Source organism: Burkholderia sp. Ap-955, from assembly GCF_011753045.1.
In the GTDB taxonomy this organism is placed as follows: Bacteria; Pseudomonadota; Gammaproteobacteria; order Burkholderiales; family Burkholderiaceae; genus Burkholderia; species Burkholderia lata_D.
In genome coordinates this window covers 140,497-156,866 of sequence record NZ_VWWH01000001.1, presented here as the reverse complement: position 1 = coordinate 156,866, position 16,370 = coordinate 140,497, and the positions used below count along the sequence as shown (strand labels likewise).

Genomic DNA, 16,370 nt, shown 5'->3' with positions numbered 1-16,370 from the left:
CGCGCGAGCCGCTCCCTCGCGCGTCGTCCGCACGCAGCATCACCTCACGCCCCGCCACCCCCGGCGGGGCGTTTCATTTTCAGCGCCGTCCGGCTTCAGTGGGCGAGCTGCGACTGCGTGTCGGTCGCTGCATCGTGCGCGGCTGCGCGGGCGTCGAGCAGCGCGCGCAGCGTCACGTAGTGCGTGCCGTCCGCGTTGCCTTCCGCACCGGCAGTGCGATCGTACGGCTCGTTGTCGTGGATCGTCGCGCGCACGATCGGATAGATATGCTTTTCCCAGCGGCTGCCGTTGAACACGCCGTAGTGGCCCGCGCCCGTCTGTACGTGATGCGTCTTCAGGTACGGCGGCAACCCCGAGCACAGCTCCTGCGCGGCCACCGTCTGGCCGACCGCGCAGATATCGTCCTTCTCGCCTTCGATCGTCAACAGCGCGGTGCGATGAATCGCCGCCGGTTCGACGAGCCGATCGCCGACCGTCAGCTCGCCGCGCGCGAGCGCGTATTGCTGGAACACCTTCTCGACCGTTTCCAGATAGAACTCCGCGGTGAGATCGGCGGTGGCGAAGTATTCGTCGTAGAAGTGCCGCAGCGTGTCGGCTTTTGCCGGGTCGCCTTTCGCGCGCTCGTAATACAGATCGGCGAACGACGCCGCATGGCGATCGGGATTCATCGACATGAACGCGCCGACCTGCACGAAGCCCGGATACACGCAGCGCTGCGCACCGACGAAGCCCGCCGGCACGACACTGATCAGGTTGCGCGCGAACCATTCGATCGACTGGCTCGTCGCGAGCGCGTTGACTTTCGTCGGATTCACGCGGCAATCGATCGGGCCCGCCATCAGCGTCAGGCTCGCGGGCTGCGCCGGATCGCCGCCGGCAGCCATCAACGCGACCGCCGCGAGCGCGGCGACGGTCGGCTGGCAGATCGCGAGCACGTGCGCGTCCGGGCCGATCTGGTGGATGAAGTCGATCACGTGCGCGACGTATTCGTCGAAACCGAATCGTCCGGCCGTCAGCGGGATGTCGCGCGGGTTGTGCCAATCGGTGATGTACACGTCGTGGTCGGCGAGCATCGTGTGTACCGTGCCGCGCAACAGCGTCGCGAAATGCCCGGACATTGGCGCGACGATCAGCACGCGCGGCTGGCGTGCGACCGGCAACGCCTTACGGAAATGCAGCAGCGTGCCGAACGGCGTGGCTGCGGCGGCTTCCTCGACGATCGGCACCGTTTCGCCGTCGACGACGATCGACGCGATGCCGAACGCCGGACGCCGATGCGAGAACGCGCAGCATTCGAGCAGTTCGCACAGCGCGTCGAGCATGCGGCCGGTCGGCGTCGCGGTGGAGGGCGGCCATAGCGACATCGTGGCGCGCGCAGCGGCAGCCCATGCGCGCGCCGGGCGCGTGCATTCTGCAGACCATTGATAGAACGGATAGGCAAGCAGATTCATGGCTGTCGCTCGTTGTGCTGCGTTGCATTAAACGAGGCAAGCGATGTGCCAGCCTGCGGCTGGCACGCGCGTTGCACGTGGTTCGGAACGCGGCGACGCAGGCGGCGCGCGCCACCCGGCAGCCGCACGCGATGCGTTGCCCGACCGGACTGTCGTGCAGCACGTACTACGACAGCGTGCGGCGCTGCGCCAGTTCGGCGAATGCGCGGCACCGGCATGGTGCGGGTGACGCCACGCGGCGTCTGTTTTCGGTGCAGGGGCACGAACGGTTTTGAACAGGGGAGCGATATGGACGTCACCGGAGGACACACGACGCTGACCATCAGCAGCCGCAATTACTCGTCGTGGTCGATGCGCGGCTGGCTGCTCGCGAAGCTGAGCGGGCTCGTGTTCGAGACGGTCAGCGTGCCGATCGACGCCGCGTCGCGCGCGGAGTTGCTGTTGCTGTCGCCGTCGATTCTCGTGCCGTGCCTCACACACGACGGCAACACGGTGTGGGACACGCTCGCCATCGCCGAATACCTGAACGAAATCCGGCCGCAGGCGCGGCTGCTGCCTGAAGACCGGAGAGCCCGCGCGCATTGCCGGTCGATCTGCGGCGAGATGCATTCCGGTTTCAGTGCGTTGCGCTCCGCGTTGCCGATGAACCTGCGCGCGCATTTCCCCGGCTTCCGCATCTGGTCGCGCGCGCAGCACGACATCGAGCGAATCGTGACGATCTGGCGCGAGTGCCTGGCCGCGTACGGCGGCCCCTGGCTGTTCGGTGCGGAGATCGGCATCGCCGACGCGATGTATGCGCCGGTCGTCACGCGCTTCCTGACCTATGACGTGAAGCTCGAGCCCGATATCGCCGAGTACTGCATGCAGGTGCTCGCGCATCCGTTCGTGATGGAATGGATCGATGCGGCGAAGGCGGAGCACGAAGACATCGACGAACTCGATATGGAGTTCTGACGCACGGGTTCGCCCGGCGCTTTCAATTGCACTACACGCGCAGGCATCGAAATGAACTTTCCGGTGTGACTAGGCGACCCGCAAACGTTTTACCTTGATTTCGGTTCGAAACGAGGACGAATTCCCTAAAGGACGTTGAGCGCGATGACGTAAACGAGTCACGGGGATGACTCGCGATCACATGCTTTCGACGTGCGACGCGCAGTCCGAAAAAATCAGCGCAGCAGGGGAATCGACGTGAATCGTCAGCAATCGTGGACGCGTACAGCGGCGCCCGGGGAAATCATTTACTCCGAAGGCTTTGCGGGTGAGCCCGTCATCTTCTTGATCACCGACGGCAAGGTCGAGCTGTCCACGCGATGCGACGACAAGCGCGTCGTCGTCGCGACGCTCGGCCGCGGCGAGTTCTTCGGTGAGTCGGCGCTGCTCGCGGCCGAGCCGCGTGCCCATACCGCGAAGGCTCTTTCATTCTGTCAGCTGACGGTCGTGCCGGCCGGCATGCTCGATGAAGAAATCGAGCGCGTGTCGGCGCTGCTGCGCCACATCGTGCGAACGATGATCCGCCGCGTGAAGCGCAAGGACGACCAACTCGCTACCTACACGCATGCCGACTTCATGCCGGGCGTGCTGTCGTATGCGCATGTTCTGGCGCTGATGGCGGGCGCCGAAGCGCGCGATGGCGGCGACGCGTGGACGCGCCGGCCGATGCAGGCCCACGCGGCCGAAACCTCGGTGCCGCTCGCCGAAGTGATCCGCAAATGCCGCGCGATTGCCGGCCATTCGCGGCCGCACGTGCTCGCGATGCTGCGACGCATGGAGAAGCTCAATCTCGTCACGATCGAAGCGGCGCAGGCGGACCATGTGGGCGGAGCGGTCGACTATGCTGCGTCGTCGGATGCGCGCCAGGTCGTTACGTTCGACGCCGCGCGCGTGATCGATCGCGCGCAGCAGGTGGCCGATCACGATCTCGACCTGTCGATCAACAGCGAACTCGAACTCATCGAACTCGCCGATCTCGAAGCGCTGATCGGCGTCGAGAAGACGATGCTGCTCAACAAGCTGTCGAACGGCGAGATTGCCGACGAGTTGTTCGCGTTCCGCAAATCGAAGGTCCTCAGTTACGTCGAACAGAAGGGGGTGACGTACTTCTCGCGGCGCAATGCGCGACGTGGAGAGGTGCGCGCGCTGGAGGATCTCGTGTCGATCGACCAGCGCACGCTGTTCGACGTCATCAGCGCGTTCGATACCTACGATCTCGCGAAGCTGATCGCGAATCTCGACGATCGCGCGGTGGCCGACAAGCTGTTCTCCGTGATGACCGAGGCGCGGCGCAACGAGGTGTCGTGGGTGATGCGCCGTGAGCTCAAGCTCGATCCGGTCGAGATCGAGGACATCGAGCGGCGCGTGCTGGATGCCGTGCGCGCGGCGAAGGCGCCGGCGGCGGGCACGGCGCCTGTCGCGTCGGCATCGGATGCTTGACGAGGGGGCGCGCATGGATCTGTTGACTCTGGCCGGCGTGGTGTTGGGCGGCGCGGCGATCGTGTTCGGTTTCGCGCTGGAAGGCGGGCATTTCTCGATGCTGTTCCAGTTCGAGGCGCTCGTGATCGTGCTCGGCGGCACGCTCGGCGCGGTGATGATCCAGAACACCTGGGCGCGCTTCTTCGACGCGGTGAAGCAATTGCGGCTCGCGTTCGTGCGGGCGCGCGAGGTCGATCGCAAGAACCTGTCCGACCTGCTCGAATGGGGCGACCGCGCGAAGCTCGACGGGCTGCTCGCGTTCGAATCGATGGACGTGACCGGCATCCATCCGTTCGCGCGCCGCGGGCTCGAACTGCTGGCGAACGGTGTGTCGACCGCCGTGCTCGAAGACGCCCTGCAGCGCGAACTCGATGCCTACGAACGCAGTCGCCTCGCCGCCGCGCGCGTGTGGCAGCAGGCCGGCGGCTATGCGCCGACGTTCGGCATTCTCGGGTCGGTGCTCGGGCTCGTGCAGGTGACGAGCCATATTCTCGAACCGGCGCAACTCGGGCCGGGCATCGCGGTCGCGTTCATCGCGACGCTGTACGGGCTGGCGCTGGCGAACCTCGTGTTCCTGCCGCTGTACGGCAAGCTGCGCGCGCAGATCGACAGCGAGCTGCGGTTTCGCAAGCTGTATCTCGATGGATTGCTGGCGATTTCGCGCAAGGAATCGCCGCATACGATCGAGACGCGCCTGACCGGTGACGTGCGTGGGCGCTCGGTCGAATCGCTCGCGTGATGCGCGTGTGTCGTACGACGAACCCGGACTTCCAACCGCATGACTGCTCGAACTGACGGTGCATCCGCCGCCGATCGCGACGACGACGAACTCGAAGGCGCGCAATCCGGCCGCTGGCTGATTTCGTACGCGGATCTCATCACGACGCTGATGGTGCTGTTTCTCGCGTTGTACGTGCTCCAGCTCGCGAAATACAACGCGCTCGATGCGCGTTACCAGACGCTCGCGCGGCATGCCGAAAGTGCGGCGAGTGCATCAGCCGTTACTGCCGTGACGCCTGAGCACTCGCCGCCGTGGCTCGCCTTGCTCGATACGTTGAAGTCGAACGGCCGGATCTCGCTCGTGAAAGCGCCGCATGGTGTCGAGATCGGCATCGACGCGAAGATCCTGTTCAACGTAGGCGATGCGCGCCTGCTGCCCGATTCGTCGCCGGTGCTGAACCAGATCGCGCAGGCACTGAGCGATCACGCGACCGGCGACATTCTCGTCGAAGGGCATACCGACAGCGTGCCGATCGCGAACGCGAAATACGAATCGAACTGGGAGCTGTCGTCGGCGCGCGCGGGGAGCGTCGTGCGCTACCTGACCGAGCGCGGCGTTGCCCCGCACCGGCTCGCGGCGATCGGGCGGGCCGATACGCAGCCGCTCGTCGCGGGGGACGATGCCGCCGCGCGGGCGCGCAACCGGCGTGTCACGATCTTCGTTGCATACTGATTCGCGCTGAATTTTCGATGTTCCCGCATCTATAAGCGGCTGCATATGCCCGCCTGACAACAACATAACGAATCTCGCATGACGAACATGTGAAATCAGCGATGCGGTTCTGCGCTTGCATGCCGATAACCCAAACTGGCTCAGACCGAGCGGTTATCGAGGGTTCCCCATGCATTTCTGGCGCAAGCTTTCCATACAGAACAAGCTAATTCTCAGCATGACGAGTTGCCTGCTCGTGTTCGTCGCGATCTCGAGCGGACTCAGCATCCGCCTGATCGGCAACGCGGTGCGCGATCGCGTCGTGCGCGAAGAGCTGCCGACGGCCGTGAACGGCATCCGCGCCGACGTGCAGCGGCAGATGGCCGGGCCGATCGCCGCGTCGCGGATTCTCGCGCGCGACGCGTTCCTGCTGCAATGGGAAGCCGACGGCGAACCCGACGCCGGCACGCGCAACTGGATCCAGCTCGCGAAGAACGTGAAGGACGAGCAGAAGGCGGCGTCGGTGCAGTGGGTGTCCGTGAAGAGCGGAAACTACTACAACGAATCCGGCTTGCAGCGGAAGGTGACCGACAAGGATCAGTGGCTGACCGGCTTCCTGTCGTCCGGCAGGGCGTTCGACGTGAACATGGACCGCGAGGTGACGGTCGGCGGCTACATGATGTTCATCAACAGCCGCGTCGAGCTTGATGGTGTGCCGATTGGTGCTGCGTGCATGAGCCTGTCCGTCGATGCGCTCGCGAAGGGTATCGCTGCTTACCGGATCGGCGAGACCGGGTTCGCGTATCTCGTGCGTCCCGACGGCGCGATCATGATGCATCGCGATACGGCGTTGATCGACGGCAAGCATTTCATGAAGGATCAGCAGGGGTTGCCGGGGGATGCGTCGTCGACGCTGCTGGCTGGTCAGCCATACGCGTATCTGAGCTACAACGGTGACGGCGGCGCGCGCTTCATCGCGACGTCGTTTATTCCGGAGTTGAACGCGTATGTGGTCGTCGAGGTGCCGCAGGCCGAACTGCTCGGGCCGGTGACGCGTGCGATTCGCAGCGCGGCGCTGGTTGCGGCGGTGGTGGGCCTTGGTGTCGCGTTGCTCGTGATCTGGCTGGTGGGCCGTGCGATCGCCGCGCCGATTCGCCGTGCGGCGACGCTGCTGTCGGAGATCGCCAGCGGCCAGGGCGACCTGACGCGCCGGATGACGGTCGAGAGCCAGGACGAGATCGGGCAGTTGTCGGATGCGTTCAACCGGTTCGTGTCGTCGCTGTCGACGCTGGTGCACAGCATTCGCGCGGCTTCCTCGTCGATTGCGACCGGGTCGGCGCAGATTGCGACGGGGAATGCGGATCTCAGCGAGCGCACCGAAGGGCAGTCGAGCAACCTAGAGCGCACGGCTTCGTCGATGGAAGAGATCACGGCCGTGGTGCGGAACAACACCGAGACGGCGACGACGGCCGCGAAGATGATCAACGGCGCTTCCGATGCAGCGGCGCGTGGTGGGCAGGTGGTGGGTGAAGTTGTGACCACGATGCAGGAGATCAGCGACGCGTCGCAGCGGATCTCCGAGATCATCGTGATGATCGATAGCATTTCGTTCCAGACGAATATTCTGGCGTTGAATGCGGCTGTGGAAGCGGCGCGCGCCGGGGAGCAGGGGCGCGGGTTTGCGGTGGTGGCTTCGGAAGTGCGGAATCTGGCGCAACGCAGCGCGCAGGCGGCGAAGGAGATCAAGGTGCTGATCGAGCATAGCGCGGGCACGGTGAATACCGGGTCGCGGCTGGTGAGTGAGGCCGGGAAGGTGATGCGCGATGTTGTGTCGCAAGTGCAGGGTGTGAGCGCGATGATGAGCGAGATCGCCGAGGCGAGTCTGGAGCAGAGTGCCGGGATTGATCAGATCGGCGACGCTGTGCAGTCGCTCGATCAGATGACGCAGCAGAATGCGGCGCTGGTGGAAGAAAGCGCGGCGGCCGCGGCGAGCTTGAAGCAGCAGGCGGCGGAATTGACGCGGCTGGTGTCGGCTTTTAAAGTGGATGAGTAAGGCTGATCTGTGGTTCTGAGTTGGGTGTTTCTGAGGGCGGCTGCCGTGGAGTCACGGTGGCCGTTTTTGCTTTTTGGAGCGGGATTTGGCGGCGTTTATAGAAATGAAACGCATTTCTAGATTGAAAGTCGAGGTGGGAGGCGACGGTTGTTGGGTCGCCGACGGATTCTTAGCTGGCTTATCGGGAAAGGTTGCGGCTGAGATTGGCGCGGTCGGGATGGAATGTCAGGCAGACCCGGAAAAGAAATATGCGGCCGAGGTGAGTGCAAGGCCGGTTAAGCTCGTCGGGACGGTGAAGGTGAAAGGTTTTCGGCGAAGGCTGAGAGTAACGTGAAAAGCGTCGTTCCCGATGACGGGATTGCTCCCGGCCGGACGGGCGGCTCTTGAAGTCGGACGATGGGAAGGGCGGTCTCTTCGTTACGGGTTTCCGATGTCATCAGTCCGTATAGGGAATAACCTGATTGCCATCATAGGCCGTCTAGTTGCTTTCCCGTTCTATTGGCAGATATTTCTCGATAGCTGGGATCCACCACAGGCCACCGTTCGGCGAGTCGCGAAACTTGCGGTTTTGAACGGCTGCAGTCTGCCGGAATTTGACTGGTGTGGTACGTATGCAATTTGGCCTGCATTACCATCGGAGTATCGACCGCTGAGCGGCATCACATAGGCATTCTGCCACTGTTCGAGTCTGTCTCAGGCATAGCACGGATTGACGAAGCGCGGGTATCCATACATTGCGAATTGCATGGCCGTTTTCGTGATGTAAGCTTGCGGCGGCCTTGACGTCCAGCGCAAGGCATTCCGCCGGCGGCATCGGTTCAATATTACGGAACATGCGTGTCCTTGTATTGCAAACCTTATGCCTGCGTAAGCTGATATAGAATCATTTTTGACTTTAAACCAAGTCTCTCAATTGGACATTCAATCGTGAGATTGCGACTGCGCCGCCGACGTGCATTGCATGCGGGTTGAACCCATATGCGGGAAAAGAACAGGAAATTGGATGGACTGGTACGACCTTGATGAAGTGCTCGCGGCGGCGGATGTACCGGAGGTCGCACGCCGCCTCGGGATGGAAGTGGAGAAGCGCGGTGCGAATCTGGTCGCCCTGTGTCCTTTTCACGAGGACACACGGCCGTCCCTCGTGTTGTACCCGCGAGAACCAGGACGACATTCGCATTACCACTGTTTTTCGTGTCATGAGCACGGCTACGCTGTCGACCTTGTCAAGAGAGTGCAAGGCCTAGAGTTTCGACCAGCTGTCGAGTGGTTGGCCCGCAGCTTGGGCGTTACGCCGAGGGCGGGTCACGTTGGGCGCCACGTCACGAAGGAAGCGCCGCGCGAAGAGGCACTTACCTTTGCACAGCGCGTCTTCGACGAAAGGCACGACGAGTCTAAATTCGTTGAATGGTGCGCCGCGAGACACTTCGACCGCGATGTTGCGTACGACTTCGGCCTGCGTTGCTTGCCAGTCGGATCCCCTCTCGTGCGTGCACTAAGGGACGAAACGTTTGGTCGCCGCCAAGAACTTATTGATGGCCTGCTCTCCATTGGGTTGCTGCTGCGTTTGCGGCCTGAAAGAAAAATAGATTTCCAGACGTCACTAGATCTCAGTGAGGAATTCAGGGACTATTTTCACGACGGTCGGGTATTGATCCCTATTCGCACTGATCGAAACAGGTTGGTGGGCTTTGCCGGACGCTATAGACCAAATCCGGTGCCCGCCGGTAGCGTGTCGAGCAATGTCGCCGCCAAATATCTGCTGACGCCAGGCTTTCGGAAAGCGGAAGTCCTGTTTAACGCCGACCGCGCCAGAGCTGCGCTGCATACCCTGGTTAAAGCAGGTGAATCGCAACCGATGCTGTATGTAGTTGAAGGATTCCTAGACGCTGTGCGGCTCCAATCACTGGGACTGCCTGTCATCGCGGTAATGGGTTCGAGTCTCAGCGAGAGCCAGCGCAAGGGCCTTATCGATCTGGTTGAAGGGATCAATCTTCCCGCGCACACGCATCTCCGTTTGCGCATCTTCTTTGATCGCGATTCAGCTGGCTTCGATGGGGCGAATCGAGCGATTCGGCAACTTATTGGCCACTCCGGTTTGGAGGCGCAATGGGTCGGTTTCGCTGCCGGCGATAACACCGTGAGTGGGAAGGATCCGGACGAAATCTTGGCTTCGGCCGATCCATCCAGCGCGGAAGCTTTGCTCGACCAACATTCCCTGCTGGCTGTCGGCATTTTGCTAGCAGCGAGCCTAGGATACAAAGATGCGACACCATTGGTCAGCGATGATTTGTGGCGCGCAATTTCCCACTATCCCCGCGAGAGAGCGTTGCTGCAAGCCGCTCGGACGTTGCGTGCCTTGAGTGGAGCCGCTGCCAACTGGGAACAGCGGCTCGAAGAATTGTCGGAGCCTCGTCCACAGTGGGCTGATGCACTTCTGCCGCTCCTGCGTCCCCATCTGAAGAGCGCTTCTGGGCAGATCGCGGCTACGGTGCCGGCAGTTCTGTCAAATCAGGAGGCGCGTCTGAACCACGCGCGGATGCTGGCGGAACACGGCTCCCGGCGTGGTGAACTGCCCTGTGACGACGAGACCTGGCGTGTCCTGGATCGCAATGCGCAGATATTCAACTCGCTGGCCCTTGATCGCTTGCGGCGGGAAACTTGGCGTCCTGCGGCTCCATGCGACGCTGTCCATTTACCGCGCAAGTTGTCCGGTGACGAAAAGATGCTCGGAGATCCGCGGCGGAAGGTTATGCCTCACCCGGCGGACCTCCATTTACAGCAGTTCCTTATGAACGAACTGCTTACTGAGCGACACGATTTTGCGCACGAAGGACCGCGTGCATTTTCTGATTGCATACCCGCAGTCCGGTGGTATGGAACGGAGAAAGAGGTTCGTGTAACTGGATATTTCAGTGCGGATGAATTTGATCCTGCAATAGACGACGATGAACGCGGTCCCCACGACGAGGCAACCTTGAGTTTCGCCTATCAGGTTGATATGGACGTTCTGGAAGGGCGTCACAAGCCTACCGACCAAGGCATGTTCAGACCGTACATTGAGTGTTGGCGGGACTATATGGGCTCACTTGACCGGCAAGCCAAGGCCATTGGTGAGCACGTGCATGTGCTGCGACTCGACGCAAAGCGATACTACGACGAGATCCAACGCTATGTTGTGCGCGACCGGCTGTTAGCGTCGATTGAACAGGCTCTTTTCGTTAGCGGCGCGGAGGATTTTGCAGGTCTGCTGCAAATGCCGCATCCCGATGCACGAGTGACGGCAGAACGTCTGGTCGATTTGCTATGCGATAGTCTTTTCGAACATGACTACCGAGATCCCGATGGCGGTGCCGAACGCCGTAGCACACATGTCAAGGGCATTCCCCAAGGTCCTGTCATATCGGCGTGGATTGGAACAATCGCGATGTTCCCGCTCGACGCGGCAGCTCGGGCGTTTATACGACAGCCAAGTCAGCGTAACCCGAATGATGTGGATAAGCCGCGAGTTGGATATGCGAGATATGTGGATGACATTGTCTTGCTCGCCGATTCTGAGGCACGACTTAACGCTTTGCGCGAGGCAGTGCAGAACGCGGCTTCGCGCCTGGATTTGACACTTGTACGAAAGGGCGACGCTGTAGCACCTGGTACTCCGCAAGATGTCATGCTCCAATTGAACAGTGGTCGCATATTGGCGCCTTCTGTACCCGCATGGGAGCCGCCGATGATTGGCGACGGTGAAACCGGCTGGGGCATGAGCGGAGACGATAGCAGCGCCATTGATCGTCAAAGCGCATTGCATCTGCTGCGACATCCTAGTCTTCTGGATGAGCCGTCGACCGTTCATCAAAAGGTGCGTGAAGCCATGCAGGCGCCGGACTTGCGGCCCGGTGATCTAGGCAAATGCGCCCGAGCGCTTTGGTGGCAAGTGGCAGCGCAAGCGGCTGAATGTCCCGGGCCGGTCACTCCTGAGACGTGGCCAAGACTTTGGTATGCCTTTAGCCAGCGGTGGGAGGAAGTGTGCGCAGGACACGCATGGGCGGCTGCTTACGGACGTGAGGGGTATGACGTTCTATTTGCAGTAGAGGGACTCGACATGCTGATGGACTGGAGTCCATCCATGCAGAAAGGACGTACAAAGGAATGGATAAAGCGGCATGGTAGATCCCTTGACTTTCTTGCTGCAGCTATTTTGCAAACAGAGGACGCCCTGCAGGGGGGGCTGCTGAAGCGAAATCGTGCGCATATTGAGAGTCGGGTCAGGAAGGTGCAGTGGAAGGCGTTGCAACGCGTGCCTTCTGCCAAAGCGCCATTGCACGTGGAGTCGCAGCGGTCGGTAGCCCCCACATTGACGCAGTGGCTCTGCCTGGCGGCGATACTTTTGAACCGCTATGACACCAACCGCGACGGCGAATCTCATCCGTTGGACCAACTGCCAAGCCGGTTCGACCCGAACGACAATGTCGGTCCTGAGGCAATCAAGACAGCTTGCGCATATATTCAGGCGCCTGCGATTGGGAGGGAACCTGTTGCGGAGCCCCTTGACGCCGAGGCTAGCAAGATCGCACTGCAATTTCTGGTATCCAATACGGCGGGGCCGCCGCGTTACAGCCGGTGGGAAATTCTCCGAAGGTATAGCGATCTGATTGGCAATGGGAGTATCGAGTCGCACAGCATGTCTATCTTGCCGCCGGTTCCTGTGGTTGGTGCGGGCATGTTGGCCTACATAGAAGAGCGCGACGGCTCGGGTGTCAAGCTTTATGCATTCGAATCGAGTCGTGATGTGCAGTTGCCGCCGCGTTTCGCGGGTGCAACCATGGATGAGGACGGCCCGCAAGAAGTGTCTCCTCTTATCTACAGTTGGAACAGTCCACAAGAACTGACACATGGCCTTTTACGTTTTGATGGTAACCAGAGTATCCGAATAGTCTTCAACTCTGTACAGCCAGCAAATCGAGCGCGCTTTGCGGCAGACCTGTTTGAGACGCTTCACGTCATCCAGCAGGCACACGCCGATGAAGGGAAAGAATGGGTCGTCATCATGGCGCACGTAGCTCATGAACCTACCGCGGGTAGCGTGACAGAGGTCGGTGCCTGTAGGTGGTACCTGGTGTCTTTCCCATTGGAAAGCGCAAACCTAGGTGTCAGCGCTTGGGTACGAGATGGACGAGGGGGATTGCGTAGCGTCAGCGTACCGGGCGGGGAGCACACAAAGTTGTGGCGTCTCGGGTGCGCAGTAAGCGATGCACTGGAGATGGGGTTTGACCTACCGGATGATGAGACCTCAGTTGAGGTGGACGAGGCGGCATTAGCACACCCGAACCAAATCCAAGACTATGTACTGCGCCAGCAACTGAGCAAACTGCGCGGCACATTAATCGCGGACGCGCAGGTTCAGAGTGAGGGGCAGGGCGGACTGCCAAAAACGGTAAGTCGCTCATTGGAGATTCTTCGTCGCTTCGATCCTACGCTTGATCCTGCGGCACAGGTACGGCTGGTGTTTTATACCGAGGCCGAGACGCACAGTATGGCCATGCGCTTGCAGTACAAGGGCGCAAGTGACCTGAGAGACCGTTTGCATTTGCTTCCCGCACTCATCCTTCAACGCTTGCCATTGAGCGTGTTGGAGTGGATGCCATTGCCACATGATCTTAGACGCAAATCTCTGCGGACTGACTTTGCGTTGATATTCGCATTGGCCGAACTGATGGGCGCTGTACATACAGGAGATTTCGGCGCGCGATCCAAACATAGAGGGGACTTCGGGTCCGCGCATGCCTTGCACATTGGCCTTGCACTGGCCGCCACAGGCGCTGCGCTGCGTGGTCTCGTGGCGTCTGCGTGGGGTGCAACTCGGTACCGGGATCCTGCTCCGTTGCCTGCGAGCTTACCGATACCGCCAAGCTGGAATTCTCCCGATGCGGGACGGCAGGATCCTCAACTGGACTACGAGGCCGCATGCAAATTTCTGCACGATGACAATTGGGCAGAGTCCAAGGACGCAACGCCTTGGCAATGGATGCTCGCGTTACTGGGAATACTCGATAGTGTCGCTCCGCAAATGCTGGACGGATCCACTGAAAATCCACTGCACGCTGTATATGAGCACCTGCGGCAATGGCAGTCGGCACCGAGTGAAAGTATCGAAAACCAGCAGTGGGCGTGGCCATATGACGACCTGCCTGTGTACAACATTGTCGACTGGAACTCGCTCGTAAGAATTTTACCGCCAGCAATCGCATACGTCGACCAGCACTTGGGCCTTGTCGTCCGACAGATCGAGGCCCCGGCGTATCGGCGTCATCGTGACGACAGCGCATTTACTGACGCTGATAGTCAGCAATGGATCCTTGCGAAGATGCAGTATTCCGGACTCGGGTCCAATGGCAGTGTGGCTCGTGTGCAGCAAGGTCGTAGTCGGCTCGCGACATGGACTGAGGTTCGGCGGCGAGCAGATAACGAACTTTTGTCGGTTCATACGCTGGACGACAAGCTGGGGCGGTGGTGGTCTGTCGAGGGCGCCGCTGGGCAAGATGAAGTGACATCGGCCGAAAACAGGGCAGCTATCGTTGCTGCACAAACCGACAGAGCGGAATCGACTGCTGCCGAAAGTGTATCGGAGGAGCGTGCAACGCCTGAGTCCGTTGATGATGAACGTCATATTGCTGAACCGATCATTGGCCCGGATTCTGCTGCCCCCGATGCGGCTGAACTTCCTTCTGCCGAATCAACAACATCTGCACCGGTTATCGCGACGGTACCCCAAGCCGAGCCAGTTGGCGCAGAGAGCGTAGCGGCAGGGATTATTCCGGAACCGTCCGTGGCTTCCAAAGTGTCGGTTGAGGAGACTGGGACCACGACCTTTGATAAGGACGAGATTCGTCGTAAGGCTCGGGAGTCGCAGCATGCGTCATGGTCTATGCGTGGACGCGCGAAGTCCCAATCACATATACGTGTCGCTTTGCTGCAATGGCGTATCGAAGAAAGTTATAGCCATCCAATCGCCGAAGTCGGCCTATGTGGTATGGGTATGCCAGAGTTGGAGCGTAATGATTTGCTCAAAGAATTGGATGCCGATGGTCCACTTGCGCGGGCGCATGGAGCTGCCGTGCGCGGAAAAGAGCACAGCTGGCCAAGGGGGGAGGCAACATCCGTTCTCAGTTGGCCCGAACATCGGCGGCGCCGCTTCTTGAAGCGCGCGCTTGAGGCGTGTCACGATCTCAGGGTGGAATTGCTTGTGCTTCCCGAAGTGTCGGTGCGTCGAGAAACGATCGAGTGGCTGGAAGAGGAGTTGCGCCGACATCCCGACATCGCCGTGCTTGCGGGAACCTACCGTCATTTCGGTCGTTCGGTCTCCGATCGTCTGGATTCGAATAACGGAATCACTGAAATTCATCCGCTAATGGCGCCGCTGACATTGTTGTGGCGACCAGACGAGGCACTTTCGAAAGCCCTCTTTGGAGAAGATAGTGCACATCGGACTTTACGTTTCGTGAGGGGCAAGAAATACCGCGCGGTGGCAGCCAACGAAGTGTTCCGTCCTGACTGGCGAGCATTACAGCCACTTTTTGGGATCGATCAACTGCTTGACCACCTCGGCGACATACCGAACGAGCGCATTCGGCCAGTGATAAGGGCCATTGCGGAAAAGATGCCGTCGCTTCGTTACTGCATGGAACTTGTCTGCTCGGAACTGTTTCTTCTTACCAGTCCGGCGAATCGGGAGCCGCTACGCCAAGAGGTAGCGGCCATGCTAAACCGCTTTCCTCACGCGGCGTCCGCTGACGCAAAGAAGATAGTTGATGATGACTTCATTAGCTTGGGTGACTCTTTGTCGGTGGCACAGGCACATGGCGTTCCTCGCCGCACCATCCTGCTGGTGCCTGCCGCGACGTCCCGAAGCAATGACTATTGGCATGCTGGACAAGCTAGTGTCCTTGCGTCGGGAACGGCCACCGTTTTTTGCAACGCGGCTAAGTCCACGTTCTCATGTGGGGGAAGCTGCTTCATAGGAATCGATTCAGCTACGAAGCCTCACGGCGCAGCTCCGGGGCTTATCGAAGCGCTGACGCCTTATCACGGTTGGCGTAAAGGAATTTTGTCAGCAAAAGCGGACGGTGCGCTTTCGGAGGAGGACCAGGCGATGGTTATCGTTGACCTCGACCCGGTCCATGTGGTGAGTGGTCGGCCACGACCGCAACTATTACCCGAGCCGATGGTGTTGGTGGCCTATTTACCCGTCGTCGAACTCTTGGATCCTGAGGCAAACAAAAAAAATATGCACAGTGCCCTTGAGAGGGACTCCGCGCTTCATTTCAAAAAATCTAGCAGGGACCAAGATGTTCAGAATGCGTTGGGAAAGGTCGGTACGACACCGAAGCAGCGGAAATCGTCCGACTCACTATGGCGTGCCTTTGGCGAACTACTCAACGCCTCGAAGCCTAGCTTGGATGTGTCCCGGCTGGATGCTTTCGTCAAACATTTCGTGGATCACAAAGCCATGCGGGAGAGGTTGTTGGCATGGGAGAGGGACCGGCAGCAGCAACCACATGCAAAAAACGGGCCGCTGGGATTAGAGCCGGCCTGGTTGGATTTTCTCGAGGTTGATCTGACGCTTCATAGCGATGAGGAACTTCCAACGGTTAAGGTGCCACCTTGGCGGTCAGATGGTCTCTCGGAAAGCGAAGGGTCTGGCGATTAGGGTTTGTCGTTTCTCGATGTCGACATCGCAATACCTAGCGTTTGCATCTCCCGGTCTTGCGGCTATCGAATGCCGCGAGGCTGGCCTCGACGTTGAGGTCTTCATCTCCTTCGATGATCAAACACTCACCGCGAATGGGACAGGTGCGGCGGGTCGCCGCCTCGTGCGACCGGCCGGCGCATAGTTTCGCTGTTGGTGGCGCCTCACTCGACGCGGCCACCGTGGCTGTGTAGTCTACTAAACGGGTATCCCTTGCCC

Annotated in this window: 7 protein-coding genes; 6 read left to right on the top strand and 1 reads right to left on the bottom strand. The window is 60.3% G+C overall.

The window, feature by feature from the left end:
- Window positions 1-95: 95 nt before the first annotated feature.
- Window positions 96-1,451, bottom strand: coding sequence for a polyhydroxyalkanoate depolymerase (gene phaZ, locus F3J15_RS00660; protein ID WP_166886485.1), 1,356 nt, complete (start codon window positions 1,449-1,451; stop codon window positions 96-98).
- 288 nt (window positions 1,452-1,739) lie between these two features.
- On the opposite strand from phaZ, the gene F3J15_RS00655 reads away from it, so the two are divergent.
- The 6 genes from F3J15_RS00655 (at window position 1,740) to F3J15_RS00630 (ending at window position 16,112) form a co-directional block, all read left to right on the top strand.
- A complete protein-coding gene (locus tag F3J15_RS00655; protein WP_166886482.1) occupies window positions 1,740-2,405 on the top strand; it encodes a glutathione S-transferase family protein in 666 nt (221 codons plus the stop codon).
- A gap of 237 nt (window positions 2,406-2,642) precedes the next feature.
- Window positions 2,643-3,884: a cyclic nucleotide-binding domain-containing protein gene (locus tag F3J15_RS00650; protein WP_166886478.1), complete on the top strand. Its 1,242-nt coding sequence runs from the start codon at window positions 2,643-2,645 to the stop codon at window positions 3,882-3,884.
- A gap of 13 nt (window positions 3,885-3,897) precedes the next feature.
- On the top strand, window positions 3,898-4,662 hold the full coding sequence (locus tag F3J15_RS00645; RefSeq protein WP_166886475.1) for a flagellar motor protein: 765 nt from the start codon (window positions 3,898-3,900) through the stop codon (window positions 4,660-4,662).
- A gap of 39 nt (window positions 4,663-4,701) precedes the next feature.
- Window positions 4,702-5,376, top strand: a complete 675-nt coding sequence (locus F3J15_RS00640) for an OmpA family protein (protein ID WP_166886472.1) — start codon at window positions 4,702-4,704, stop codon at window positions 5,374-5,376.
- A 169-nt stretch (window positions 5,377-5,545) separates the two neighbouring features.
- Complete coding sequence (locus F3J15_RS00635) at window positions 5,546-7,408, top strand: methyl-accepting chemotaxis protein (protein ID WP_166886469.1); 1,863 nt, start codon at window positions 5,546-5,548, stop codon at window positions 7,406-7,408.
- Between the two features lie 1,486 nt (window positions 7,409-8,894).
- On the top strand, window positions 8,895-16,112 hold the full coding sequence (locus tag F3J15_RS00630; RefSeq protein WP_345891469.1) for a reverse transcriptase domain-containing protein: 7,218 nt from the start codon (window positions 8,895-8,897) through the stop codon (window positions 16,110-16,112).
- Window positions 16,113-16,370: the final 258 nt, after the last annotated feature.

Coding starts and splice junctions, on each gene's coding strand:
- phaZ (WP_166886485.1), bottom strand. CDS start 1,451: ATGAATCTGCTTGCCTATCCGTTCTATCAATGGTCTGCAGAATGCACG.
- F3J15_RS00635 (WP_166886469.1), top strand. CDS start 5,546: ATGCATTTCTGGCGCAAGCTTTCCATACAGAACAAGCTAATTCTCAGC.
- F3J15_RS00640 (WP_166886472.1), top strand. CDS start 4,702: ATGACTGCTCGAACTGACGGTGCATCCGCCGCCGATCGCGACGACGAC.
- F3J15_RS00655 (WP_166886482.1), top strand. CDS start 1,740: ATGGACGTCACCGGAGGACACACGACGCTGACCATCAGCAGCCGCAAT.
- F3J15_RS00645 (WP_166886475.1), top strand. CDS start 3,898: ATGGATCTGTTGACTCTGGCCGGCGTGGTGTTGGGCGGCGCGGCGATC.